Source organism: Flavobacterium granuli (assembly GCF_031456055.1).
Taxonomy (GTDB): domain Bacteria; phylum Bacteroidota; class Bacteroidia; order Flavobacteriales; family Flavobacteriaceae; genus Flavobacterium; species Flavobacterium granuli_A.
Genome location: NZ_JAVDTX010000006.1, coordinates 60949 through 86143, shown reverse-complemented (window position 1 = coordinate 86143; position 25195 = coordinate 60949). Strand labels below are relative to the sequence as shown.

General features: G+C 33.6%; 23 protein-coding genes. 19 read left to right on the top strand and 4 right to left on the bottom strand.

The genetic code is table 11. From position 1 onward, the window contains the following. Positions 1 to 14: 14 nt before the first annotated feature. Together J2W95_RS13295 and J2W95_RS13290 are read right to left on the bottom strand one after the other, a co-directional pair. Entirely contained in the window at positions 15 to 803 is a 789-nt protein-coding gene (locus J2W95_RS13295; protein WP_310007793.1) for a sulfite exporter TauE/SafE family protein, read from the bottom strand. Between the two features lie 103 nt (positions 804 to 906). After that, complete coding sequence (locus J2W95_RS13290) at positions 907 to 1533, bottom strand: Crp/Fnr family transcriptional regulator (RefSeq protein ID WP_310007791.1); 627 nt, start codon at positions 1531 to 1533, stop codon at positions 907 to 909. Positions 1534 to 1812: 279 nt separating this feature from the next. Between J2W95_RS13290 and J2W95_RS13285 the strand changes: the two genes are divergently transcribed. From J2W95_RS13285 to J2W95_RS13245, 9 genes are all read left to right on the top strand, one after another. Continuing rightward, positions 1813 to 2118 (top strand): rhodanese-like domain-containing protein, encoded by a 306-nt coding sequence (locus J2W95_RS13285; RefSeq protein ID WP_310008280.1) that lies wholly within the window; start codon positions 1813 to 1815, stop codon positions 2116 to 2118. A 72-nt stretch (positions 2119 to 2190) separates the two neighbouring features. Beyond that, positions 2191 to 3771, top strand: coding sequence for an NADP-dependent glyceraldehyde-3-phosphate dehydrogenase (locus tag J2W95_RS13280; RefSeq protein WP_310007789.1), 1581 nt, complete (start codon positions 2191 to 2193; stop codon positions 3769 to 3771). 536 nt (positions 3772 to 4307) lie between these two features. Then, entirely contained in the window at positions 4308 to 6194 is a 1887-nt protein-coding gene (locus J2W95_RS13275) for a M1 family metallopeptidase (RefSeq protein ID WP_310007787.1), read from the top strand. Positions 6195 to 6324: 130 nt separating this feature from the next. After that, positions 6325 to 6726 carry a c-type cytochrome gene (locus J2W95_RS13270; protein ID WP_310007785.1) on the top strand — a complete coding sequence of 134 codons (402 nt, stop codon included), beginning with the start codon at positions 6325 to 6327 and terminating at the stop codon, positions 6724 to 6726. A 527-nt stretch (positions 6727 to 7253) separates the two neighbouring features. Continuing rightward, positions 7254 to 10571: a sensor histidine kinase gene (locus J2W95_RS13265; RefSeq protein WP_310007783.1), complete on the top strand. Its 3318-nt coding sequence runs from the start codon at positions 7254 to 7256 to the stop codon at positions 10569 to 10571. Between the two features lie 24 nt (positions 10572 to 10595). Then, entirely contained in the window at positions 10596 to 11945 is a 1350-nt protein-coding gene (locus J2W95_RS13260; RefSeq protein WP_310007781.1) for a sensor histidine kinase, read from the top strand. Positions 11946 to 11958: 13 nt separating this feature from the next. Next, on the top strand, positions 11959 to 15480 hold the full coding sequence (locus tag J2W95_RS13255) for a sensor histidine kinase (RefSeq protein WP_310007780.1): 3522 nt from the start codon (positions 11959 to 11961) through the stop codon (positions 15478 to 15480). A gap of 109 nt (positions 15481 to 15589) precedes the next feature. Further along, positions 15590 to 15973, top strand: a complete 384-nt coding sequence (locus J2W95_RS13250; RefSeq protein WP_310007777.1) for a response regulator — start codon at positions 15590 to 15592, stop codon at positions 15971 to 15973. Further along, positions 15966 to 17009 carry an adenylate/guanylate cyclase domain-containing protein gene (locus J2W95_RS13245; protein ID WP_310007775.1) on the top strand — a complete coding sequence of 348 codons (1044 nt, stop codon included), beginning with the start codon at positions 15966 to 15968 and terminating at the stop codon, positions 17007 to 17009. The genes J2W95_RS13250 and J2W95_RS13245 overlap by 8 nt, the downstream gene beginning before the upstream one ends. Before the next feature lie 96 nt (positions 17010 to 17105). Here J2W95_RS13245 and J2W95_RS13240 read toward each other — a convergent pair whose 3' ends face one another. Next, entirely contained in the window at positions 17106 to 17522 is a 417-nt protein-coding gene (locus J2W95_RS13240; protein WP_310007773.1) for a (R)-mandelonitrile lyase, read from the bottom strand. 213 nt (positions 17523 to 17735) lie between these two features. Further along, positions 17736 to 18074, bottom strand: coding sequence for a hypothetical protein (locus tag J2W95_RS13235; protein WP_310007771.1), 339 nt, complete (start codon positions 18072 to 18074; stop codon positions 17736 to 17738). A 212-nt stretch (positions 18075 to 18286) separates the two neighbouring features. On the opposite strand from J2W95_RS13235, the gene J2W95_RS13230 reads away from it, so the two are divergent. From J2W95_RS13230 to J2W95_RS13185, 10 genes are all read left to right on the top strand, one after another. Continuing rightward, the gene (locus J2W95_RS13230) at positions 18287 to 18850 is read left to right on the top strand and encodes a Crp/Fnr family transcriptional regulator (RefSeq protein ID WP_310007769.1); all 564 of its coding nucleotides are present in this window, start codon (positions 18287 to 18289) and stop codon (positions 18848 to 18850) included. A gap of 45 nt (positions 18851 to 18895) precedes the next feature. After that, positions 18896 to 19486: a Crp/Fnr family transcriptional regulator gene (locus J2W95_RS13225; protein ID WP_310007766.1), complete on the top strand. Its 591-nt coding sequence runs from the start codon at positions 18896 to 18898 to the stop codon at positions 19484 to 19486. A gap of 74 nt (positions 19487 to 19560) precedes the next feature. After that, entirely contained in the window at positions 19561 to 20148 is a 588-nt protein-coding gene (locus tag J2W95_RS13220) for an NAD(P)H-dependent oxidoreductase (protein ID WP_310007764.1), read from the top strand. Between the two features lie 28 nt (positions 20149 to 20176). Beyond that, positions 20177 to 20401 carry a 2TM domain-containing protein gene (locus J2W95_RS13215; RefSeq protein ID WP_310007762.1) on the top strand — a complete coding sequence of 75 codons (225 nt, stop codon included), beginning with the start codon at positions 20177 to 20179 and terminating at the stop codon, positions 20399 to 20401. Between the two features lie 11 nt (positions 20402 to 20412). Continuing rightward, positions 20413 to 20988, top strand: a complete 576-nt coding sequence (locus J2W95_RS13210; protein WP_310007760.1) for a cupin domain-containing protein — start codon at positions 20413 to 20415, stop codon at positions 20986 to 20988. 11 nt (positions 20989 to 20999) lie between these two features. Next, positions 21000 to 21578: a carboxymuconolactone decarboxylase family protein gene (locus tag J2W95_RS13205; RefSeq protein WP_310007758.1), complete on the top strand. Its 579-nt coding sequence runs from the start codon at positions 21000 to 21002 to the stop codon at positions 21576 to 21578. Between the two features lie 83 nt (positions 21579 to 21661). Continuing rightward, a complete protein-coding gene (locus J2W95_RS13200) occupies positions 21662 to 22480 on the top strand; it encodes an alpha/beta fold hydrolase (protein WP_310007756.1) in 819 nt (272 codons plus the stop codon). A 152-nt stretch (positions 22481 to 22632) separates the two neighbouring features. After that, positions 22633 to 23418 (top strand): antibiotic biosynthesis monooxygenase, encoded by a 786-nt coding sequence (locus tag J2W95_RS13195; RefSeq protein WP_310007754.1) that lies wholly within the window; start codon positions 22633 to 22635, stop codon positions 23416 to 23418. A gap of 52 nt (positions 23419 to 23470) precedes the next feature. Beyond that, positions 23471 to 24295 carry a DJ-1/PfpI/YhbO family deglycase/protease gene (locus tag J2W95_RS13190; protein WP_310007751.1) on the top strand — a complete coding sequence of 275 codons (825 nt, stop codon included), beginning with the start codon at positions 23471 to 23473 and terminating at the stop codon, positions 24293 to 24295. Positions 24296 to 24549: 254 nt separating this feature from the next. Further along, entirely contained in the window at positions 24550 to 25191 is a 642-nt protein-coding gene (locus J2W95_RS13185; protein ID WP_310007750.1) for an NAD(P)H-binding protein, read from the top strand. Positions 25192 to 25195: the final 4 nt, after the last annotated feature.

Below are 25195 nucleotides of genomic sequence, written 5' to 3'. Positions count from 1 at the left end.
TTTTTAACGAAAGTTTATTTCATGAAAATTTCCTTGATAAGGATATAAATTCCCATTACCAAAACAAACCAACCAAATATAGGTTTGAGTTTGTTACCATCCATTTTTTTAGATAAATGTGTGCCAATAAGCATACCTACAAAAGCCATACTTGAAATACTTGCCAAGAAAACATAATCGATTGGTGTGCCTATGAATAAATCACCTAAAAATCCAATTGAGGAATTAATAAAAATAATTAATAATGAAGTCCCAACAGCTTGTTTCATGGGTAAATTGGCAAAAAATAAGAGAGCTGGGATAATTAAAAATCCTCCACCTGCTCCTAAAAATCCTGTAACAATTCCAATAACAGAACCGATTATCGCCAATTGCAGATAATTGGTATGGGCAGACAGTATGTGAGGCCCTTTTTTATTAATCATAGAGAGTGAAGCTGCCATCATCAAGACAGCAAAAATGATCATGATTAAAAAGTTTTTGGTAACCTGAAAATCATTTATAGTAAAAATGACATTGGGAATCTTTAAAATAATCACTTCTCGGATAACCAATATTGAAAATACCGAAGGAATAGCAAAATACATTGCCGATTTGATTTTGAGATTTCCCATTCGGTAATGAGTGTAACATCCGGATAAAGCAGTAACTCCAACGATGAATAAAGAATAACTAGTGGCCAATTTTGGGTCTATTTTGAATAAATAAACCAATATCGGAATAGTCAAAATAGAACCGCCACCACCTATTAATCCTAATGAGAGACCTATTATGACAGATGCCAGGTAACCGAAGTATTCCATGTTTTATGTTTTGTTTGGGGCAAAGATGCGAATACTATTGTAGATGTTCGGTAACTTTTGTCACTTTTGAAAAAGATATGAGTTATGATTTGGAATTTAAAGGTTACATCAAAATCTCAATCTGATTGCGTTGCAATTTTACTAAACCTCTTTGTTCCATTTTCTTGAGTAATCTCGAAATAACTTCTCTAGAGGTATTCAAATCAGAGCCAATTTCTTGATGGGAAAGTTTTAGTTCTTTGCAACCACAGGCTTCAACTTGACGTTTTAGATAAAACTCAAGGCGTTCATCCATTGCTCTAAACGCAATGCTGTCTATTACTTCCAGCACTTCTTCAAAGCGATTTCGGTAACTGCCAATCACAAATTCATACCAAGTTCGATGCTGCATCATCCATTTATCCATCAAAGGGAGAGGAACCATAATGAGTTCTGCATCTTCATCTACTTTTGCCATAATTTGGCTTTTCTCATTATTGATGGCGCACACCATGGATAACGCACAAGCTTGTCCAGATTGTAAATAGTACATAAAAAACTCGCCACCATCTATATCTTCACGATATACTTTGATTGTTCCCTTGGTTATTAGAACAGTATTTTTGATATATTCTCCAGTGCGCATGATAATTTCGCCCGAACTAAAGTTTTTGATGACTTGGTTTGCTATTATATCTTGAATCAGTTCTTTTGAAAAGGAAGGAAATAATTTTTTTAGCTGCTCTGGCATTTGATTTTTATTTTGAAATGAGTTGGAATTTCAACAGCGTAAAAGTAATAAAAAAGAAGAAGTTTTTAATAAATGGATAGTGAAGTACCGGTGTTAAATTATGAAATAAAGAAAAGAATTGAGTAATTAAGGACTGATTTTAAACTATAAATAACAGATGTTTGCATTTGTTGAATATTGATTTTCACGAAAACGTTTTCTTTGTTTTGCTGTTTAATTCACAAAAAAGAGGTGGATTGTTTGAGGAAAACCTCGTATTTTTACAAAAAAATAAATATTATGAATTTGACACAACAGGAATGGGTTTCACAATTTGAAGCCGATGAAAATGCAGTAATACTAGATGTAAGAACTGAAGATGAATGCGATCAAGGTATAATTGAAGGATCTATTAATATTGACATTCATAAGGGACAGGAATTTATAGATGCTATCGCAGCATTAGATAAAAATAAAAATTATTATGTGTACTGCCGTTCAGGAATGAGAAGCGCAAAAGCATGTGAAATGATGAACGAGTTAGGAATAGCAAATGCTTATAATTTGCTAGGCGGGATTATAGAATGGAATGGTGATATAGTTTAATATCCTAAAAACTAAAAAGAGGCAAAAGCCTCTTTTTTAAATCTATTAAGAAACAACCAAAATAACCACAGAATGAATACAATACCTCAAGAATTTCAAATTACAGCTCCGCTTATTCAAGATACTTATTTGGTAAATGGCGAATTAAAAAAATGGACTGGAAAGACAACGCAAGTATATTCCACAATTTCTTCAACCGAAAAGTATGAGCCAACATTATTGGGTTCTACGCCTGTTATGGGAGAAGCAGAAGCGCTTGAAGTGGCTGAGTCTGCAAGAGCGGCTTTCAATAATGGACAAGGTTTATGGCCAACGATGAAAGTTGTTGACCGTATCAAATGTATGGAAAACTTTGTAGTCAAAATGAAAGAAACCCGTACGGAAGTGGTTAAGCTTTTGATGTGGGAAATTGGAAAATCGCTTGGTGATTCTGAGAAAGAATTTGACAGAACTGTTGAGTATATTAATGATACAATTCAAAGTTATAAAGAATTGAACAGCCAGTCGGCACATTTTGCTAAAGTGCAAGGCATCAATGCAATGGTGCGTAGAGGGCCTATTGGCGTGGTATTGTGTCTTGGACCATATAACTACCCATTGAATGAAACCTTTACATTGCTTATTCCTGCTTTGATTATGGGAAATCCTGTAATTTTCAAACCAGCAAAACACGGAGTTCTATTGATTTCTCCATTATTGGAAGCTTTCAGAAGCAGTTTTCCAAAAGGAGTAATAAGTATTGTTTATGGTAGAGGACGCGAAATTGCTTCGCCAATAATGCGTTCTGGAAAAGTTGATATTTTGGCTTTGATAGGAAACAGTAAGTCGGCTATAGCTTTACAGGACCAGCATCCAAACAAAAACAGATTGCGTTTGGTATTAGGATTAGAAGCTAAGAATCCTGCGATAATTTTACCGGATGCTGATTTAGATTTGGCTATTCAAGAGTGTATTACAGGAACTTTGTCTTTTAATGGACAACGTTGTACGGCATTGAAACTTTTATACGTTCATGAATCGATTGCAGACGAATTTAATAAACGTTTTGCAGCCAAAGTTGATTCATTGCAATTTGGAAACCCTTGGGAAAAAGGAGTGTCGTTAACACCACTTCCAGAAACCGAAAAACCAGCTTATATCCAAGAATTGATTGATGATGCAACAAGTAAAGGAGCAAAAGTAATCAATGCAAAAGGAGGAGAGCGCTCGGATAATTTTATATTTCCAGCGGTTTTGTTTCCAGTAAATAAAGATATGCGTGTCTATCAAGAAGAGCAATTTGGACCAGTAGTACCAGTTTTGACTTTCAAAGATATTCAAGAGCCTTTGAATGATATGGCTGAATCAAACTACGGTCAACAAGTAAGTTTGTTCGGAAAAGATATTAAAACTATTGCACCACTAATCGATACTTTGGTTAACTTGGTTTGTAGAGTTAACTTGAACAGTTCTTGTCAGCGTGGTCCGGATGTTTTTCCATTTACAGGAAGAAAAGATTCCGCTTTCGGGACACTGAGTATTCATGATGCTTTACGTTCATTTTCAATTAGAACTTTCGTGGCTTCAAAAGACAATGCTTATAACAATGAAATTTTGCAGGAATTGTTGAATAGCAAAGAATCTAATTTCATTAATACCGATTATATTTTGTAATCGTTCTTTATACTTTTTTAGAAGCCGTCTTGTTCTTGGGAATAAGGCGGTTTTTGTTTTAGTGTAAAAAGTTTCACTTGTGTGTAATTGTTTGTTTATTAGTGGTATATGTGGTTTTGGCGTAAATTGTTTATATTTGTATAAATAGACGCATGATATTTTTTAATGTGGATATTGGATAAATATAGCTCAACTCTTACTTATAGATTTTATAAATTTCTTAAAACAATTACCATTAAAAAGAAAATAAAAAAAGTTGCCAAGAATGTTCGCGAACGTTTACATCGTGAGCCTTATTATGCGCATCCCAGACTGAGTTTTATTCCTAATATCGTATTAAACATTATTACTTTTATTATTGCATTAGCCTTAATAGGTGCTATCCTGTATTTACTGATAAACTTTCTAATTAAAGCGTTTTATCATTTGTAATGGCAAATTAGATAAAAAAAACTTTAAAATTTTGTTACAAAAATCTTTATTTTTAGACTTACTGATTATTATTTGTAATAATTATCATAACTAAAAACCTAAAAATGAGAAAACCAATCTTATTAAAATTATTAGTAGTACTTCTGTTTCTTGCGCAAAGTAGTTTTGCCCAAGACCTCTATATGCCTAGAAACATTAAAGAAGCATATGTAAAAGGAACCCGTTCAATGGATGGTTTGCCAGGTAAAAAGTATTGGCAGAATCATGGTAAGTACACTATGGATATTACTGTAAATGCCACCACAAAAATAGTAAGCGGAATCGAAACTATTGTCTATGAAAATAACAGTAGCGACACTTTGAATAATTTGCCAATACGTTTTGTAAATAATCTGCATAAAGCTTCTTCTCCCCGAAGTGGTAATGTAAGTGATGATTTTTTATCAAATGGGCTTACTATTACTTTTTTAAAAATAAATGGAGAAGTTTATAAGGAAGATGCTAGAAAATGGGGGACAGTTGGTAATGTAAAAATGAAAAAGCCAATACTTCCAAAATCCAAAGCAACCATTGAAATTGAATGGAATTATCCTTTGTCTAAAGAAAGCGGAAGAGAAGGACAAATAGACGAAACTACTTTTTATGTTGCCTATAGTTATCCTAGAGTTTCAGTTTTTGACGATTATAACAAATGGGACAGACTGCCTCATACTGATCGTCAAGAGTTTTATAATGACTTTAATGACTATACCTATACGGTAAAAGCTCCCAAAAATTATGTAGTGTATGGAACAGGTGATTTATTGAATCCAGACGAAGTTTTGCAACCTGAGTTTGCTGCCCGTTTAAAAAAATCATATACAACAGATGAGGTAATGCATATAGCCAATGACAAAGAAATGAGCGAAGGACGGGTAACCCAACAGAAGGATTGGAATAGCTGGAAATTTCAGGCTAATAACATTACTGATGTTTGTTTTGCTTTAAGCAATCATTATGTATGGGATGCTGGTAGTGTTATTGTAGATACTAAAACCGGTCGCAGAGCCAGTACTCAAGCCGCTTATGATTTGGTAAAAGGAACCGATTTTATAAACTCTGTAAAAAACAATAATTATGCATTGTCTTGGTTTTCCAATAATTGGCCAGGTGTGCCTTATCCGTACTCCAAGATGACCGCTTTTCAAGGATTTGCCGATATGGAGTACCCTATGATGGTTAATGATTCTCAAATGGGTGATGCGGTTTTTGCACAATTGGTACAGGATCATGAAATTGCACATACTTATTTCCCTTTTTATATGGGAATAAATGAAACCCGATATGCTTTTATGGATGAAGGTTGGGCGACTACCTTTGAATATTTGATTGGTATTGCAGAACATGGGAAAGAGGCAGCCGATAAATTTTACAAGGAGTTTAGAGTCAATTATTATATTAATGACAAGTCGACAGAGGAAGATCAACCTATAATTTCGATGTCAACACAAGTTTCGGATGCGGGTTACGGTAATAACTCTTATGGTAAAGCTTCACTTTCTTATCTTGCCTTGAAGGACATGCTTGGTGACGAGCAATTCAAAAAATCACTGCATTTTTATATGGACACATGGAATGGTAAACATCCAATTCCTTGGGACTTTTTCAATTGTATGAATACCAGTTCTGGTAAAAATTTAAATTGGTTTTTCAATAATTGGTTTTTCACCAATAACTACATTGATTTAATGATTGAAAAAGTAGAAGATGTTAATTCGAAAAGTACAATTTGGATTAAAAACGTAGGTGGCTTTGCTATTCCTTTTGATGTTGTTATTGTATATAAAGATGATACGAAAGAGATTTTACATCAAAATCCAGCCATTTGGCAAGCCAATCAGAAAAATACAGTAATTTCTTTAAAATCAAATAAATCAATAAAATCGATTTCTCTTGATAATGGTATATTTATGGATGCTACTCCGTTAAATAATATATTGAATAATCAGTAAAATTTAAATTAAATTGATATTTGTTGATTTTTTGTGGTTTTTTCGATATTTTATTAAAAATATGACAAATATCAGCTTTCGTGCTACAACGTTTTCATAATTTTGATGTATAATTTAAAAGCATCAGACCATGAAAGTAGCATTCAAAATTTTCGTAGTACTAGCTTTACTAATTGTGACAGGAACAAAAAGTATAGCGCAAGAATTAAGTTGGGTTGCACCAGAATATTCTAATTCATTGAAAAACCCTTTTGTTGGAAATCAAAAGGCGAGTGATGATGGGAAGATAATATTCGATCAGATGTGTGTGTTGTGTCACGGTGTGAAAGGTCATGGAAATGGAGAAGCAGGTCTTACCTTGGAACCACACCCTGCTAATTTTCTGGCTCTGAATGTAAAAAGTCAAACCGATGGGGCTATTTTTTGGAAGATAACCAATGGGAAAGCTCCAATGGCTACTTACTTTGAACTTTTAACAGACGACCAAAGATGGAAATTGGTCAACTATATACGAGAATTAGAAAAAAAGTAGTTTTGAATTAGTAAAGAAATAATTTTTTTTTAAGGAAAACCGCCGCCACTTAAGCTTTAAGAGGTGACGGTTTTTTTGTTGTTTGGAATTTATCTGTTAAATCTAAAAAGCATCGAGACTACAATCTTAGTATTTCTCAATGTAGAAATGAAATCCTATACTTTTTTTAAAATAATAGCTTTGAAAGACCAATATTTAATGTTTTGAAACTTAATTCAATACGTTAAACTTGATAAAAGAACTTTGTTTAAGACAAAAGAGGTTCTTTTTGTAGCATAATGTGTGTTTAAATTGAAAATAGGGTAATAAGTTTGTTAATTTTTATGTAATTTTAACATTGTAATTGACTGATATTTATTTAGTTATGCTTTTGTTGTTTTGCTGCCCAATCTACCCAATAAATTAACGGCTTTTATATGTCACAGGTTTACGCCATTATAGAAAAGGCATAGAAAATCGAAATAAGACAACTAAGAAGATGGATAAGTGAGGTTGTTCTCAAACAAATTAATAAAAATAGCTGAATTATGAAAAAGTGCTTTTTTGTTATTTTATTAGTCAGTTTTCAGGTGTTTTATTCCTCAGTTTCCGCACAACTTAATCCCAGTAATTTTACGGCTTATCCTGAATTAGGAGGCACTTTGATCTCCGATATTATCACGGACAGACAGGGTATTGTTTGGATAGCAACAAGTAATGGACTAGTGCAATATGATGGTTATGACTACAAACATTTTGATGTAGATCCCAATGATGCTCAAAAAATGGGTAGTATTTTAACCCAAAAGCTTTTTGAAGCTAAGGATGGGCATATTTGGATTGGATGCACAGACATAATTAGTGAATATAATCCAGTAACAAGAACATTCAAGAACTATAATTTTTTAAAACTAACGGATTTTTCTTTGGGTTCCCGCCCCTTAGTAACCACTATAAACGAGGATACTAGAGGAAGGATTTATTTTGGAACAGATTCTTTTATTGGTTATACAGCCTCTCATGCTCTTTTTTATAAAGATGAAAACAGTAATACACTCAAACGTTTTGACTCCCCAAATAATGAAGAAATAAAAAATGTTTATAGTGTTGCTACTGACCATTTGGACAATGTCTGGGTAATTGCCGCTAATGGTTTTTTTATGATTGATAAAAATAAAAATACTCAGAAAATGAAATGGCCAATAGCCAAATTTCTGAGTAGTCAATACCACACCACAATTAAATGCGATGTTAATGGCAATGTCTGGATGAGTTCAAGTAGTGAAGTTCATTCAGTTCTCAGTGTGTGGAATCCCAATACTGGTAAAGTGAAATCTTATCCTTTTAAAGAGTCATTCACTAAAAATAATGCGTTTTTTATTACTGAAATGGAGTTTGATGCAAAAGGGAATATCTGGCTAGGGACTACACATGGTTTAATGTATTTTGATTTGAAAAAAGAGGAATTTGAAGTGCTGAATGAAGATCAAAATCAAAAAATGACAAGGAATGCTCTTACTTGTCTTCATTTGGATTCCTTCGATAATCTTTGGATAGGAACAGAAGTTCAGGGATTACTTAGATATACTAATCGAGTTGTGTTTAAATCCTATGTTTATAAAAAAGAAGATAAAAACTCCATTACCCAAGGCTGGTTAAGTAAAGTATTTGAAAATGGTGTCGGTAAAATTTGGATCACTACAGATGCTGGGCTTAATGTTTTTGATCCTGTCAATAATACTTTAACACCTTATCCAATTTCAAAAGTATTGTCTGGTTTAACTTTTTTTTATGGAATTGGTTTGTATTCACCTGAAGAAATTTTTTTCCTAACGAATCTCGGCTATTTTGTTTTTAATACAAATTCTAAGACTTGTAAAAAAGTGATTTTGGATCCTAGATTGGAAAAAACTTTTATTCAGAATTTAGTTAATGACAGTAAGGGGAACCAGTGGTATTGTACAGCTAAAGGCGCTTTTTTAAAAACCAAAAATAAAGAAACATTACGTCATTTTGATTTGACTAAGATTTCGGGATCTAATTTAAGCAGTAATGAAGTAACCAATATTTACGACAGTCCAAAGCATGGAGTATGGTTGCTTACCAATAACGGATTGTTTCTGTATAATTATGGGACTGATAAAGTGATAAGATATGCATTTGATAAAAAGAAAGGTGACGTTTTAAAATCGCAAGACATCAATTCGTTTTATGAAGATAAAGAAGGAGTAGTTTGGGTTGGAACATGGGGTGGTGGTCTTAGTAAATGCAATATCAAAACAGGAAAAATTATTACCTACACGATGAAAGAAGGTTTGCCTTCTATGGGAATTCAAGGCATTTTGCCTGATGAAAAGAATAAAGCGCTTTGGCTTAGCACTTTTGATGGAATCAGCAGATTCAGTATTGTAGAGGGGCGGTTTAATAATTTTTCGATGGAAGAAGGCATACAAGGGCGTCTGTTTGCCGATGGGGTATACCTCAAAACATCGAAAGGGCTTATGTTTTTTGGCGGTAAGAATGGTATTACATTGTTTAATCCTGACAATATTTCTAAAAATTCAGCACCTCCGAAAGTATTCATTACCGATTTTAAAATTGGTGATAATTCAATATATTTTGGTACCGATTCTATTCAAAAATATAAAAAGACAATACCCAAAGATTTTATTCTAAAGTACAATCAAAACAGTATTTCTATCAATTATACAGGAATACATTATGCCAATCCCAACAGAAATAAATTTACCTACAGACTTGAAAATTATGATAACAATTGGCGTGAAGTAGGTAATATTCGCACTGCGTATTATTATGATTTGCCACCTGGAAACTACATTTTTAGGGTAAAAGCAGCCAATAGTAGTGGCGTTTGGAATAAAATTGGAGCTTCGGTTGCGTTCAGTATTACTCCTCCTTGGTGGCGCACCTGGTGGGCGTATACTCTATATGGTGTCTTCTTTCTGTTGGTTGTATTTTTGATAGATCGCTTCCAACGGAAAAGACTTCTTGAAAAAGAACATGCTTTGACTAAAGAAAAAGAGCTAGTTCATGCTCGTGAAATTGAGAAAGCCTATAATACACTCAAAACAACTCAACTTCAACTTATTCAATCCGAAAAAATGGCTTCACTTGGGGAGCTTACTGCCGGTATTGCTCATGAGATCCAAAATCCGTTGAACTTCGTCAATAATTTTTCTGAAGTTAGTTTAGAACTGATGGATGAAATGCATGATGAAATGGAGAAAGGCGATACCAAAGAAGCCAAAGCAATTTCAATCGATATCAAACAAAATTTAGAAAAAATAATCTTTCATGGCAAACGCGCCGATGGGATTGTAAAGGGGATGTTGCAGCATTCCCGTATTAGCTCTGGACAAAAAGAACTAACGGATATCAATACGCTTGCTGATGAATATTTGAGACTGGCTTATCATGGTTTGCGAGCCAAAGACAAAAGTTTCAATGCTGAACTAGAAACTCATTTTGATGCAAAACTTCCAAAAATTGATGTAGTTCCACAAGATATTGGCCGTGTTCTACTCAACTTATTTACCAATGCTTTTTATTCTACACACCAAAAACAAAAAACGGCGGCGCAAGAATACAAACCAGTTTTATGTGTGTCAACAGCCCAAAAAGGGAATTTTATCGAAATTACCGCGAAAGATAATGGAACAGGAATTCCAAATGCAATTAAAAATAAAATAATGCAGCCTTTTTTTACTACAAAACCTGCGGGAGAAGGAACCGGTTTGGGATTGTCATTGAGTTATGATATAGTGGTGAAAGGACATGGAGGCACTATTAATGTTGAAACGGAAGAGGGCAATGGTGCCACCTTTATTATCACATTACCAATATGATTTATTACTATTAATTTATTAGATATGAACTTTGATTATATTTTGTTAATAATCGTTTTTAGTTATTTGCGAAGAGCATTGCAAAGCAAAATTTTATTGCCCCAAATTGATAAATATTTGGCTATAGGGTTTTGGTTCTCGATTGTGCTTCTAATTACTGGAATCATTTTAAATTTTAGCAGAGTCACAACTTCTTGGATAGCGCATGCAATGTTATTTACTCTGATTTACTTTTGCCTCACTCAAAAGGAATTTAAATCCGTTAAGTCTTTTATTTATTCGATATTACCCTTTGTAGCTGTAAATTTTATAGAAGATTTCATAGAGATGATCAATTCCCCTTTTCATGAAGAATGGGACAATTATTTTGATACTGCAATCTTTTTTTCAATCGTTTGGTTTTTTGCGATGTTTTTCATCAATAGAAGGCAACGGATTGACATGGAAAGAGAACAATTAAAAGCCATAGAGCTTGAAAAAGAGTTTCAACAGTCAGAAAATTTAAAAGCAAAATTAGAAGTCCAGGTAGCAGAGCGTACAGCTGAAATCCTCGGTCAAAAAGAAGAACTACAAAAAGCACTTGATAAACTCAAAGCAACACAGGCGCAATTAATACAATCCGAAAAAATGGCTAGCCTTGGTGAACTCACCGCTGGAATTGCCCATGAAATTCAGAATCCATTAAATTTTGTCAATAATTTCAGTGAAGTGAGTAGTGAATTGTTAGAAGAAATGAATGAGGAAATTGAAAAAGGAGATTTTGAAGAAGTTAAAAATATAGCAGCAGATATCAAGCAAAATCTAGAAAAAATAAACCATCATGGCAAACGTGCCGACAGCATTGTAAAGGGGATGCTGCAACATTCTCGTGCCAGTTCCGGACAAAAAGAGCCTACTGATATTAATGCCCTTGCCGATGAATATTTAAGATTGGCATATCATGGGCTTCGCGCCAAAGACAAAAGTTTTAATACTGAACTGGAAACGAATTTCGATACAAATCTTCCAAAAGCTAAAGTTATTCCCCAGGATATTGGCAGAGTTTTGCTAAATCTGTTTACCAATGCTTTTTATACAACGCATCAAAAACAAAAAACATCAAGTATTGAATATAAACCGTTGGTGAGCGTAACCACTTCATTCAATGAAAATAGAGTTGAAATTGTTGTAAAAGACAATGGTTCAGGAATTCCTAAAGCTATTAAAAACAAAATAATGCAGCCTTTTTTCACTACAAAACCTACTGGTGAAGGAACTGGTTTGGGTTTAAGTTTGAGTTATGATATTGTAAAAGCACACGATGGAGAGTTGAAAGTGGAAACTATAGAAGGTGAAGGAAGTACATTTATTATTTCACTGCCTTTAAATATTTAATAAACAAAATGCTATGAAAAAAAATATTCTAATTGTTTTTGTTTTGTTTTTTACCGGCTTAAACGCTCAGGTTTTGCGCCCCTTTTTCAATACCATTTCGATAGAAAATGGTTTGCCAGAGGGAAATGTACAATCCTCATTTCAGGATAAACTAGGGTATCTCTGGTTTGGTACCCAAAATGGATTGGTTCGTTACGACGGATATACAACTAAACTGTATCCAATACCAGATGATGATGGTCAACCAATAATATCTCCATCCATAAATAACCTATTTGAGGATAAGCATGGCACATTGTGGATTTGTCTTAGAGATAAAGGGTTTTATATATATGATAGACAGAAAGATCTTTTTAAGAGATCTAAGTATGGTGATAAGCTGATAAATATTGGGTATAGCACTAACTCACAAAAAGATGTTTATGATAAAAAAAATGATGTTGGATGGAGTATGAGTTACGACCGTCAAGCAATGACTTGGTCAGTGACATCATTGGATATGCTACATGGGACTGTTGATGTATACACCGCCAAAAGTAAAGGGAGGCATTTGATACCTTCCGGAAAAAAAGTTGCAGATATAATTATCGATGCATCAGGGAATACTTGGCTGGCTACGGATAATATTCTTAGTATCTATAATAGGACATCCAAATCGTTTAAACCCTATTTTAAGTTGCCAGCGAGTATGAATAACTCTTTGTTTAACTATTTAACCCAAGACCCAATTAATAAAGATCTGCTCTGGATATCTACCTATTTGTTGGATGACAAGAAAGAGGTAAATAAGGTTAAGCTCATACAATTCAATATCAAAACAAAAGAGTATAAAACGTACGATCATATAGTGTCAGATCCGTATTCCATAGCAGGAACCTGTACCGATGTTTATATTGACTCCAAAAAAAGAATGTTTTTTTATAACGACTACGGTGTTTCTATGTACAATAGGAAAAAGGACAAGTTTACCAACTATATTTTAAGAGTACCAGGTTTACCACCAACAGAATCACTTACGATTACTAGTATTGTTTCAGATAAAGAAGGTAATTTATGGATTGGAGGAAGGTTTAAAGGATTATTTTTCTTGAATACAACTACTGCTGTTGCAACACTCTATACCCATACCGATGAAGCAGGAAGTTTACCGGATTTCTATGGTGGAATCAATAAGATTTTTTTTGACAGAGCAGGTGTTCTATGGGTTTCGATGCCTTTTAGCGGAATATCTTGGTTGGATCCCAAACGATCATTCTTTAATCCCATTAAAATCAATGTCCCTGTTATTAAGGAAGATAAAAAATCAAGTACAATTAGTAATTTCATTACAGGAATGTATAACGACAGTACTTTTTTTGTGGCTGCCGATAAAAATGTTTTCACTTGGAATTATAGAACCAATGATTTCAAAAATATAAATCTGGGAGAAGATAAACAATCAAGTCCTGTAGAAACTATTTTTGTTGATAAGGAAGGATTGATATGGATTGTGTCTCGTGGAGTTGGACTTTTATGTTACAATCCAATTACCAAAAAAACAAAAAAATATAAGAACGATCCAAAAGATAATTTTAGTATTATTTCTAATCACACTATTGTAATAAATGAGGATAATGTCGGTAATTTATGGATTGGAACAAGCGATAAAGGGTTGAGTAGTTTCAATAAAAAAACTAAAAAATTTACACATTATCCCTTTATCAGGAATGATGGTAATACCAAGGCAAATAATGTTTTGGATGATAATATGGTTATTAGTTTGCTATGTGGTAACGATGGCATTGTTTGGGTTGGCACTAATCAAGGTGCTCTTAACAAGTTTGATACAAAAACAGGGAAATTTACCTCATACCTAGATAGTAAAGAGGGTTTTTATTGTATAACTAAGATATTCGAGGACAGCCAAAAGCGTTTGTGGGCTGGCAGTTATCTTTCGGGCTTGTTTTTGGTTAATAAAAAATCAGGTTTTTTAAAACATTTTACAGAAAAAGAAGGTTTGTCTTCTAATGACATTAGAGGTATTACTGAAGATAAAAAAGGGAATATTTGGATAGTTACTTCACGTGGATTATCTAAATTGAATCCTAAGAATAATCAAATAACCAATTACACTACAATAAATGGTTTACCCGTATTAGAAACTTTCGGAATTTATAAAGGTTCTAATGGACTTTTTTATATGGCTATTAAAAATGGGTTGATCCCTTTTGATCCTGATAATATTGTTGAAAATAAATTACCTCCAGAGGTAGTAATAGAGTCTGTAAAATACTATTTTTCAGAGAATGAAGCCAATAAAAAGGACACTGTTTTATTTGTAGATGACAAGCAAGAATTATTATTGAAGTACAATGAAAATAAAATTAGTTTTCAATATGTTGCCTTACATTTTTCAAACTCATCTTTAAATCAATATGCATATCAACTGGACGGTTACGATTCAGACTGGATACCGGCTGGAACACAACGGTCTGCTACTTATACTAACCTTTCCCCTGGGAATTATACTTTTAAAGTAAAGGCGGCCAATAGTGATGGAGTATGGAATGAAAAAGGAGCCAGTTACACTTTTACTATTTTACCACCATGGTGGAAAACATGGTGGGCTTATTCAATTTACTTTCTTGTGTTTATTGTTTCAATACCTTCTTATGTCGCTTACCGAGCCAGAAATCTGAAACGGGAAAATATTATTTTGGAAGAAAAAGTTACCATCAGAACTAATCAGTTGACCAAATCGATTGAAGATTTGAAAACTACGCAAAACCAGTTAATACAATCCGAAAAAATGGCTTCGCTAGGAGAGCTCACAGCTGGCATTGCCCATGAAATTCAGAATCCATTAAACTTTGTCAATAATTTTAGCGAAGTGAGTAGTGAACTTTTGGATGAAATGAATGAGGAAATAGTTAAAGGGGATTTTGAAGAAGTAAAAAACATAGCAGGCGACATCAAAAAAAACTTGGAAAAAATAAACTATCATGGCAAACGAGCCGATAGTATTGTAAAAGGAATGCTGCAACACAGTCGAATAGGAAATAACATAAAAGAGCCCACAAACATCAACAAATTAGGTGATGAATACCTGAGACTTGCCTATCATGGACTTCGGGCTAAAGACAAAAGTTTTAATGCAGACTTAGTTACCGATTTTGATGAAAACCTACCTAAAATAAATGTGCTGGCACAAGAAATTGGCCGTGTATTGCTGAATTTATTTACGAATGCTTTTTACGCAACACATCAAAAACAGAAAAAATCAGGGGAAGTATATAAGCCAATGGTGAGTGTAAAGACTGCATTGAAAGACAAAGGAATTGAGATAACAGTAAAAGACAATGGTATAGGAATTCCGGAAGCTATAAAAGACAAAATAATGCAGCCTTTTTTTACCACCAAGCCAAGTGGTGAGGGTACAGGTTTGGGATTGTCTCTAAGTTATGATATAGTGGTAAAAGCGCATGGTGGTACTATTGCAATTGATAGCCGAGAAAATGACTATACCGTTTTTACAATTTTACTTCCAATAGAATAAAAGTATATTATTCAAATAATAAAATTCGTAAATTTAGCAATATGTAAGTAATTGAATATTAGGTATTATGAATGGTTTTTTAAATAGTAATAACTTAAAATAAGTTTAAATGAAGATACTAGTAGTAGATGATGAAGCCGATATGCAGCCGCTTTTTTTGCAACATTTTCGTAAAGAATTACGTCATCACGATTTCGAATTCGATTTTGCCCTTTCGGGTGAAGAAGCATTAGAATATCTTAATGGCAATAGTTTGGAAGTGGTGCTAATTTTATCTGATATTAATATGCCAGGAATGAGTGGTATCGATTTATTATCAAAAATCAGGCATGATTATAAAGACTTCTCACCAGTTGTGATGATGATTACTGCTTATGGGGACGATGAAAATTACAAACAAGCTATGGAAAAAGGTGCAGATGATTTTTTGACAAAACCACTGGATTTTAATGTATTAAAAGAGAAACTAAAAAAAATCATGAACAATGGCTAAGATACTTGTAGTTGATGACGAAGCAGATTTAGAGATTCTGGTAAAGCAAAAGTTCAGAAAAAAGATTCGGGAAAATGTTTACGAATTCATTTTTGCTCAGAATGGGGAAGAGGCTTTGCAGAAAGTTTTGGAGAATCCAGACTTGGATATCATTCTAAGTGATATTAATATGCCAATAATGGATGGACTAACTTTATTGAGTAGGTTGCCAGAGGCCAATCCGATGTTGAAAGCAGTTATGGTTTCAGCTTATGGTGATATGCAAAATATACGGACAGCCATGAATAGAGGAGCTTTTGATTTTGTACTTAAACCAGTCGATTTTGATGATTTAGACTTAACCATGGAAAAAACGATATTGCATGTCAAACAATTGCAGGAAACCATTAAAGCAATCAAAGAGAATAATATTCTCAAGATGTATGTTGATGAAAACGTAATAAATTTTATGACCAATAAGGAGTTTGAGAGCAGTCTTCTTAAAAATGAAATGTTGGAAGCAACAGTCCTTTTTATAGACGTATGCGGTTTTACTACAATTACGGAGCAATTTCCACCAAATACAATCGTGAACTTACTTAACGGATTATTTGATACAATAGTTAAAGAAATTATAGCTCAAGAAGGCCATGTCGATAAATTTATGGGTGATGCAGTTATGGCTGTTTTTAGGGGAAATTATCATCTGGATAGGGCTATTGATACAGGGCTTGCTTTAAAAAATCAAATCAAAAACATTGAAGAAATAATTGTTGGTGACAAAAAATATAAACCCGAAATTTCGATTGGTATTAACTCTGGAGAAATGGTTTCTGGGAATATTGGTTCGGCATCTTTAAAGCGATTTGATTATACCGTTATTGGTGATGCAGTAAATACGGCACAAAGATTGCAAAGTGTTGCCAAACCAGGCCAAATTCTTATTTCAGAGGAGGTTTTTCATATTGCAAAAGAGTCTTTTAAGTGCGAACTAAATGGAGAATATGTTCTGAAAAATAAATCAGTACCAGTAAATACTTATGTAGTAATTGAATAAGTATTTTGAGTTCTTTAAATACAAAAAAACGTTATTACTTAAATCTTGAGTAATAACGTTTTTTGGGTAATAAAATATTCAAATAATTGATCGCTTTTACTGATTATAACTATTGAATTCCTCATCGGTTACTCTCTCTAGCCAATCAACAGCTCCTTTTGGAGTAGCAGCAGTAATCGCGATATGTGTTAATGCACTCTCAACTGAAGCACCATGCCAATGCTTAATATCAGCTGGAATTTTTATCACATCGCCTCTTTGAATCAATTGAATTGGTTTACCCTTTTCCTGATAATATCCAATACCGTCAGTTACAATAAGGATTTGACCTCCGGGATGCGTGTGCCAATTGTTTCGGGCGCCCGCTTCAAAAGTGACGTTGCCAATTACACTGTTGAATTCATTTTCATTCACCAATAATTTAAGCCAAGCATTTCCAGTAAAATAATCGGAATTTGCTTTGTCGCCTTGAGGGAAAAGTGGATCCTGTTCGTTTTTATGTGTTGTGTTCATATTTGTTATTTTAATAGTTTCTAAGATGCTAAGATTCTAAGTTACTAATAGTAAAAAATCTCAGCAACTTAGAATCTCAGCAACTTAGTATCTTAGATTATCCTTTAAGCGAAGTTATATTAATCACAAAACGGTTGCGGACATCAGTACGCGTTAAATCTCCTAAGGAAAGGTCATAATAATCCAAAGACTTTGTAATTATCTAAGGACAGATTATAATATTTCACGAACAGTAATTTGATTCTCGCCATTCATTTTCCAGAATTCTCCTGAAACTTTTAGTTTTTCACCGATTTTTGTTGCCTTGTATTGAGTTGGATTTTTGAGATTAGAATGGCTTATGGTAACAAAATAAATTTCTTCAGTATTGGTTTTTAATTTTGCAGTATATCCGTCTTTGCCTTGATTTATTTCAAGAACTTCACCTTCAATAGTTTTTATTTTTTTATCGATTTCACTTTTGCTAGTGCTTGTATTGCCGTTAGGGGTATTTTTAATTTCAGCACAACCGAACATTATTAGTAAAACAGGAATAATAATAAATTTTTTCATTTTTATGATAATTGATTTGGTAAAATTATGAAATAGTTGCGTATAAAATCAGAAACCAAAAAGTAAAATCTTTTTTTTGAGTTAAATTAAATTTTGGTCAATCTTTTAATTTACAGTATTTTAAAAATATTTTTTTTGTTTTATATTAACAAACAACCTATAAAGTGTAATTGAATTTTCTATAATTTTGTTGAATCACATTTTTCGGAGTTATGGAGCAATTACGTAAACACATTGAAGAAATATCATCAATTAGTGATGAAGAATTTGAGTATATCAAATCATTTTTTGCTGTTAAAAAAGTACGTAAACATCAATATCTAATTCATCAGGGAGATGAAGTGAAATATGAATTTTTAGTCAAATCAGGTATATTTAAAGTCTTTTATTTAGATAGTCAGGGAAAAGAATATATTGTTCAGTTTGCTCAGGAAAATTGGTGGATGTCTGATTATTATGCTTTTTTTAAACAGCAATCGGCAGAAATGTATATTGAATGTCTTGAGGAAGGTGAGGTGATTTGTTTAACACTAGAGTCTAGAGAAAAATTAGCTGCTGAACTTCATAAGATGGAACATTTTTTTAGAATAAAACTCTCAAATGGATATATTGCTTTACAACAAAGAATAAAATTACTTCTTTCCAGTAACCCGCAACAACGTTACGAAGAGTTTGCCAAATCATATCCGAGTCTATTACAAAAAGTCCCCAAAAAATTAATTGCTGAATATCTTGGAGTAAGTCGAGAAACGTTAAGTCGATTATATCAACATTAGTAAATAAAATTTTATTTAGGAACGGTATTTAAAATCAATCAGCAAATGGAAGCAGGAGCAGCCATACTTTTAGAATCGGTTAGGAAAATTTGTCCTACTCTGACTGATGAAGAGCTTTTGGCTTTTGTTTCAAAATTTACATTTGAAGAATTTCATAGAAAAGATTTTTTTCTTCAATCCGGTAAAGTACAAAAAGCACTAGGTTTTATTGTAAACGGATTAGTGCGCTCTTCTTATGTAGACAATGACGGAAATGAAATTACCGTTGGTTTTTATTATGAAGGCGATTATGCCACACACTATCCAGCTTTTATAACGCAACAACCAAGCAAATATTCTATTCAATGCCTCGAACCAACCGTTATGGCCTGTCTTTCTTATGAAAATCTGCAATGGATTTATGAAAATTTACCCGGTTTTGAAAGATATGGACGATTAGTTGCTGGAGAAATTTTAAATCGTCAGCAAGCTCGTATTGAAAGCTTCATCTTTCAAACCGCCGAAGAACGCTATCTGGATTTTGTAAGGCACCATTCAGCTTTGTTTAACCGAATATCCGTTTCCCATCTTTGTAGCTTTCTAGGAATTGAAAGACAGTCACTTACTAGAATTCGTCAAAAATTAGCGCATAAATAGTTTTTGACACTTTTGTGTCATGAATGCCCCTTCATTATTTAAAATCTTTGCAGTGTCAAATTAAATGAACTGCAATGAAAACGAATATCTTATTAATACTTGGACACCCTTCTGAAAATTCTTTTTGTAATGCATTATTAGACGCTTATAGAAAAGGAGTAGAAAGTACAGGAGCAAACTGCAAAACGATCTATATATCCAAATTAGATTTCAATGTAAATCTTTCTGATGGATATAAAACTGGAGAAGCTTTAGAGATCGAAGAGGATCTGATTCATTCTCAGGAACTTATCTCATGGGCAGGCCATGTTGTCCTGTCTTATCCAAACTGGTGGGGTTTTATGCCTGCCATTACCAAAGGATTTATTGACAGAATTCTGTTGCCGGATTTTGCATTCAAACATCATTCAGGAAAAATATTCCCAGAAAAACTTCTAAAAGGCAAAAGCCTAAGACTTCTCGTAACGATGGATACTCCAAAATGGTGGTTCTATTTGATCTATCGTGCATCACAATACCAAATCCTCAAAGACATTGTTTTCGGTTACGTAGGATTTGATCCTATCAAATTTTCCACTTTTGGTTTTATGCGAAAATCGACCGAAAGCCTTAGAAATAAGTGGTTAAAGAAAGTAGAACAATTAGGAAAACAACTTCAATAAAAACTATTAATTATTAAAATCTAACATCATGAGACATTTAACAATCGGGCAGACAGTTGCTCACAATAATCCCAAAAAAGGTTTCAGAATTCACTTATTAGTATTTGCATTAACTATTCCTGCCATTTGGCTGATATGGTTTATTACTGACAGGACTCATTTATGGCCACTATGGCAAACAGCTGCATGGGGAACAGGTTTACTGTTTCATTATTTGGGTGTTTTTGTTTTCAAAAGTAAAAGAACCATTTAAAACTATTAGTCATGAACTCACAACAAAAAACATTTAGACGTATTGTGACTGGTCACGATAAAGATGGAAAAGCAATTATTGTTTCAGATGCACCACCTACAATATCCCATTTAGTGGGCGGACCAGGCGGGCCAACATTTTTTGAAGTTTGGCATACATTGGAAACACCTGCTCTAATTCATCCACAGCCTGATGAAAATGATGAGAAAAGTTTAGTGTTATCTCCTCCAAAAAATGGAACACGCATAAGGGTGATTGATTTTCCGCCTGAAAGTGAAGAAATCAGAAAGTTATCAGGAGCAGATGCATCAGATAAATTTAAATCTATGGGACAGGAAACTGCTTCTACTGCTCATGAAGGAGCTCCGCATCCACTAATGCATCGAACAGAAACATTGGATTATGGAATTGTACTCGAAGGAGAAATTACGATGATTTTGGATCGTGCCGAAACAGTAATTAAGGCAGGAGACATAGTTATTCAAACCGGTACAAATCATGCATGGTCAAACCGATCAGGTAAGAATTGCCGAATAGCTTTCATACTTATTGATGGGCAATTTACAGGAGATTTTTATAACCATTAAAAAAAGAAATCATGAGAATTAATCCTTTGCAACCAGAAAAAATGAGTACTGAAATACGATACGTTCATGATGAGATTGCCAATCTTATTGGGAATAGCCAAAGTCAGGTAAATATGGTCGATGCTGACGGTGCATTGCTGGGGCCTTTTATTCCGATGCTGAAATATCCTCAGTTTGGAGTTCCAGCTTTGAGTTTTTTAAGAACGCTGGATACTCAAGCAACACTTCCAAAAGCTTTACGTGAAATTGTCATTTTAACTGTTGGCGGATTTTATGGTGCTCGTTTCGAATTGTATGCTCATGAAATTATGGCTGAAGCATTTGGAATTCCGCAGAACATAATAGCATCGCTTGCATCAGGCGGACATCCAAATGGATTAGATGAAAAGGAAACTATCGCTCATGATATTGCTCGTGCATTAGTCAGCGGTAAAATTATTCCAGATTCAACTTATAAGCATGCAGTAAATCTAATTGGTCAGGATGGTGTTGCTGAGTTATATTTTCTTGTTAGTGGCTATAGTCTGATTGCAATGATTTTGAACGGATTTGATATTCCTACTCCAGACAATTTTTCCTCAGAAGAATAAAAAATCACATTAATAATTTAAAAGAAAACGGAAAAGCCGAACACCGTCAAAATAGTAGGCACAATTTATAAAATACAATAAAAATGAAAAAAACAGTTTCTAAAATGCTGTTGTCAGCATTCGCATTTTCAACATTTTCATTATTTGCTTCTTGTTCAAACAATGATGAAAATAGTAGCCTAAAACCACAAACATATGTACTTGTACACGGAGCATGGCAAGCGCCTTATGTTTGGAATGAAGTAAAAACAGAGTTAATTAAAAGCGGTAATCAGGTGATTGTCGTAGGACTTCCAGGGCATGGGGCTGATAAAACTCCTCCTCAAAATTTATCAATCGATGCGTATCGTGACAAAGTAATCGATGCAATTTCAAAAGTACAAGGTAAAGTGATTTTAGTAGGACACAGTATGGGAGGAATAGTTGTAACGGCTGTAGTCGAAAGTATTCCGTCAAAAATTAGCAAGCTGGTTTACATTGGCGCTTTCCTGCCAAAATCAGGGCAATCGATTGGTGAATTGGCCATGACTGACGCTGGTTCACTTTTAGGGCCTTCGTTGATCGAATCGGCAGATCATTTAACACTTGATGTAAATGCAAAAGATTTGACGAATCTTTTTATCCCTGACGGTGATACTTCTGCAAAGCAAAAGGTGATTGATAACTATCGCTCTGAGCCAGCTATTCCTTTTTCTAATAAAGTAATCTTGACTCAGAATTTTGGTAGTGTAGACAAAGTGTATATCAAAACACTTCAGGACAAAGTGATTTCACCTAAGCTTCAGGATCAAATGATTGCAAGTGCCGAAATCAAAACTGTGTTTCCGGTAAATACTAGCCATTCTCCTTTTTTATCTCAACCAAAAACTGTTTCAGATTTGTTGATTAAGATTGGAAAATAACCATAAAATTTGTTACTGAAAGTGATTTGAATCACACCTTTTTAGTGATTTACTTCCTTGCCTTCAGGATGCATGTGGTAGTAATTTTGGTAAACATTAAGAGCATTAAAATGTTTGTCGAAAAAAAAAGATAACCCTTAAAATTAAAAGGTATGAAAGCAAAAACACATCTCTCAATTTCTAAAATAGCATTAGCAATTTTTACAACGCTATTTGTATTGTGCAGCACATTTGCAACAGCACAAAATTTATCTAAAGGGAAAGTGATATCTGAAGAACTTAAAAATCAAGAAATGATAGCTAAAATCACCCGTTATGGTGTGAAAAAGGAATTTCAGGAGAAATTTCAAAAAGCCGTAAGTGATTATGTTTCGGAATCGCTGCAAAATGATAGTAATATTATGTCAGAGGCTTATTTCGAGCAAGATAATCAGACTGTAATTTGGTTGTTTGAACGTTGGACCAATCAAAAAGAATTGAACAAATTCAAAAGCAGTTCAAAATCCAAAACTGTAATTGCCTTAGAAAAATCGGCCTTAATTAAGCCTGAAAAAGTAATCTATGTAAAAGATTTAGAACCAATTTCTAAGCAAGAATGGAGAAGAGCCAGTAAAGCAGAAGATAATCAGTTAACAATCATGCTTTTTGTAGACGCGAAGCCAGGTACAGAAGAAAATTTCAAAGCCGTTTATCATACAGCCATGCCTCAGTTCCGAAGTGAACCAGGTGTTGTAACCTATCAATTATCACAGTTAAATGAAGACAAAACTCAGTTTGTGACTTTTGAAAAATTCCGAAGTAATGATGCATTTCAGTATCATTTGAATTTCCCACCTATTCAACCCGTCATTGATTACTTAAACACGAGTATAAAGAAACAGCCATTCCAGGACGGAATCCACAACCTGATCGAGTTTGCACCGCTTATTCATGAATAGTATAATAATCTAATTTAAGCGAAATTATTATTAACATTTAAATCCAAAGAAAATGAAAACAATTAATCAAATCATCGCCGCAGGTATATTAAGTGTACTTGCTGTAGTAAATGTAGAAGCTCAAGTAACAGTAAAAACTAAAGAAATGAAAACAAATTATTCTCATGAGTTAGAAGTTGTGAATCAATTGTCTACTCAAACAGCGGTTGTAACTATGCCGGTATCAAAATTGTTAAACGCACCAGGAAATGAAGCTTTAAAAGATTTCTTCTTTACTCCTGTAAAAGACAAAACGATTCTTAAAGGAAAAAAAATAGCGGTTATTGTAGCAGACGGTTTTGAAGAAATCGAATTGACTGGACCAGTATGGTATTTTAAAGAATTGGGTGCAGAAGTAGAAATAGTTGCTCCAAAATACAATCCGGCTCCGGAGAGATACGGACTTGCATTTCCTGAAATGTCAAAAACACATGTAATGGCTATTCAATACTTACAGCCAGTGGGTTGGATCAAATTTGACCGTACTGCCGATCAGATTAAAGTAAGTGATTATGATGCCGTGTTTATCCCTGGTGGTGCGTGGAATCCTGATAACCTTCGCTATGATAAAGACGTGATCAAATTCATTCAGGATTTCAATAAATCAGGAAAATTGATAGCGGCTATCTGTCATGCTCCGGTTGTATTGGCATCTGCAGATATTTTGAAAGGTAGAAAATTAACAGGATACTGGAACATTCAGTCTGATTTGAAAAACGCGGGTGCAACTGTATTAGAGCAATCTGTCGTGACTGATGGAAACATCGTAACCAGCAGACATCCAATCGATGTAGCTGATTTTTCAAGAGCTGTTGAAAACTGGTTGGTTAAAAAATAATTAAAAGAAGAATTGATAGTGGAGATAATGATTTTCTCCACTATCAAAATCTTCAAAGTAGAATAATAAATTTTTAAGTTATATATAATTAATGAATAATTTTTTATAGTTAATATTCTGTATTACATTTGATTAGGTTGCTTATCGGTAACTAAAGTTCATGTTGCTATGGAATTGCCAAAAATACCATTCTACAAAAAGTATAGCTTAATTTTTGAGATTCTCAATAATAACATTATTTATAAAAATATAGTATGAAAGCACTAGTTATTGGCGCAACAGGTTCAACAGGACAATTTCTGGTTGACGAACTTTTGAAAAACTCAGATTATTCAACTGTCACCATTTTTGTGAGAAGGGCGACTGGTAAAAAACACCCTAAACTTATAGAGCAAATTATAGATTTTTCAAATATTGAGAACTACAAAAATCTTATTGTTGGCGATGTTATTTTTTCTTGTTTGGGAACGACATTAAAAACTGCTGGTTCAAAGGAAAATCAAAAGAAAATTGACTTTGATATTCCAGTAGCATTTGCCAGATTAGGAAAAGAAAATGGAGTTTCATCTTTTGTCTTGTTGTCTGCTTACGGAGCTTCCGCGAAAAGCAAAGTTTTCTATTCGCAAATAAAAGGAGAACTGGAAGAGAAAATTGCAGAATTTAACTTCGATCAATATATTATTTTCAAACCCGGATTACTTTTAAGAGCAGGTACTGATCGTTTTGGTGAAAAGATTATGGGACATATATTACAGTTATTCAATTCAATAGGTTTGATGAAAAAGTTTAAGCCACTGCCAACTTCTGTTTTAGCAGAGAAATTGGCAATAGCACCTAAAATATTGCCAAAAGGCAGCACTATTATTGAGCTTGATGAAATATTCAGTTTTGACTGATATA

Coding starts and splice junctions, on each gene's coding strand:
- J2W95_RS13295 (WP_310007793.1), bottom strand. CDS start 803: ATGGAATACTTCGGTTACCTGGCATCTGTCATAATAGGTCTCTCATTA.
- J2W95_RS13290 (WP_310007791.1), bottom strand. CDS start 1,533: ATGCCAGAGCAGCTAAAAAAATTATTTCCTTCCTTTTCAAAAGAACTG.
- J2W95_RS13285 (WP_310008280.1), top strand. CDS start 1,813: ATGAATTTGACACAACAGGAATGGGTTTCACAATTTGAAGCCGATGAA.
- J2W95_RS13280 (WP_310007789.1), top strand. CDS start 2,191: ATGAATACAATACCTCAAGAATTTCAAATTACAGCTCCGCTTATTCAA.
- J2W95_RS13275 (WP_310007787.1), top strand. CDS start 4,308: ATGAGAAAACCAATCTTATTAAAATTATTAGTAGTACTTCTGTTTCTT.
- J2W95_RS13270 (WP_310007785.1), top strand. CDS start 6,325: ATGAAAGTAGCATTCAAAATTTTCGTAGTACTAGCTTTACTAATTGTG.
- J2W95_RS13265 (WP_310007783.1), top strand. CDS start 7,254: ATGAAAAAGTGCTTTTTTGTTATTTTATTAGTCAGTTTTCAGGTGTTT.
- J2W95_RS13260 (WP_310007781.1), top strand. CDS start 10,596: ATGAACTTTGATTATATTTTGTTAATAATCGTTTTTAGTTATTTGCGA.
- J2W95_RS13255 (WP_310007780.1), top strand. CDS start 11,959: ATGAAAAAAAATATTCTAATTGTTTTTGTTTTGTTTTTTACCGGCTTA.
- J2W95_RS13250 (WP_310007777.1), top strand. CDS start 15,590: ATGAAGATACTAGTAGTAGATGATGAAGCCGATATGCAGCCGCTTTTT.
- J2W95_RS13245 (WP_310007775.1), top strand. CDS start 15,966: ATGGCTAAGATACTTGTAGTTGATGACGAAGCAGATTTAGAGATTCTG.
- J2W95_RS13240 (WP_310007773.1), bottom strand. CDS start 17,522: ATGAACACAACACATAAAAACGAACAGGATCCACTTTTCCCTCAAGGC.
- J2W95_RS13235 (WP_310007771.1), bottom strand. CDS start 18,074: ATGAAAAAATTTATTATTATTCCTGTTTTACTAATAATGTTCGGTTGT.
- J2W95_RS13230 (WP_310007769.1), top strand. CDS start 18,287: ATGGAGCAATTACGTAAACACATTGAAGAAATATCATCAATTAGTGAT.
- J2W95_RS13225 (WP_310007766.1), top strand. CDS start 18,896: ATGGAAGCAGGAGCAGCCATACTTTTAGAATCGGTTAGGAAAATTTGT.
- J2W95_RS13220 (WP_310007764.1), top strand. CDS start 19,561: ATGAAAACGAATATCTTATTAATACTTGGACACCCTTCTGAAAATTCT.
- J2W95_RS13215 (WP_310007762.1), top strand. CDS start 20,177: ATGAGACATTTAACAATCGGGCAGACAGTTGCTCACAATAATCCCAAA.
- J2W95_RS13210 (WP_310007760.1), top strand. CDS start 20,413: ATGAACTCACAACAAAAAACATTTAGACGTATTGTGACTGGTCACGAT.
- J2W95_RS13205 (WP_310007758.1), top strand. CDS start 21,000: ATGAGAATTAATCCTTTGCAACCAGAAAAAATGAGTACTGAAATACGA.
- J2W95_RS13200 (WP_310007756.1), top strand. CDS start 21,662: ATGAAAAAAACAGTTTCTAAAATGCTGTTGTCAGCATTCGCATTTTCA.
- J2W95_RS13195 (WP_310007754.1), top strand. CDS start 22,633: ATGAAAGCAAAAACACATCTCTCAATTTCTAAAATAGCATTAGCAATT.
- J2W95_RS13190 (WP_310007751.1), top strand. CDS start 23,471: ATGAAAACAATTAATCAAATCATCGCCGCAGGTATATTAAGTGTACTT.
- J2W95_RS13185 (WP_310007750.1), top strand. CDS start 24,550: ATGAAAGCACTAGTTATTGGCGCAACAGGTTCAACAGGACAATTTCTG.